Source organism: Haloferax sp. Atlit-6N (assembly GCF_003383195.1).
GTDB lineage: Archaea > Halobacteriota > Halobacteria > Halobacteriales > Haloferacaceae > Haloferax > Haloferax gibbonsii.
Genome location: NZ_QEQJ01000134.1, coordinates 1 through 569 on the forward strand (window position 1 = coordinate 1; position 569 = coordinate 569).

The window sequence follows — 569 nt, forward strand, 5'->3', positions numbered from 1 at the left end:
GATACGGCCACGGTATCACCGGCGTCACTCCAAACGGAAGACGGCATATGCCTCGCATCGTACTGCGCGCGGTTCGTAAAGAATTCGGGGTTCTCAAAGGAATCGTTTTCCTGGCTCTCTCGCTGGTCCGGAGCGTCCTCGTCAAGCGACGGAACCCCGAAGGAATGAGACTAGCGGCCGACTACAGTTCGGAATTTGCGAACGACTTCCCGATGATAGTTGGGATGTACGAGACGCATTCGAACTGGACGGACGCGGACGAAGCGTACGGTTTCCTCCGGACGATCGTCCAGACATCGGCGCAATACCAGATGTACGACCTCTATCCAGTTGAGGAGCTCCAGGAATTCACCGATCCGTTTGAGGCGTTCAAACGCTACAACTACGGTATCTTCGCGGATGACGACAACTACCCGATGGAGGAGTTCGTCGACGAACCAAACCATTGCCAGATTATGGTTGGGTCGTGCGCAAACGTCCAGATTGCACACGCGTTTGGGTATCCCGAACTCGCGAAACTGGGATGTGATCACGACCTCGCTGGCTACCCGCTTATCGAAGATGACGTC

1 protein-coding gene is annotated in these 569 nt (G+C 55.4%); it reads left to right on the top strand.

The features are described from left to right. A partial coding sequence (locus tag DEQ92_RS21575; protein WP_115821761.1) for an L-2-amino-thiazoline-4-carboxylic acid hydrolase occupies window positions 1-569 on the top strand: 569 nt, incomplete at both ends.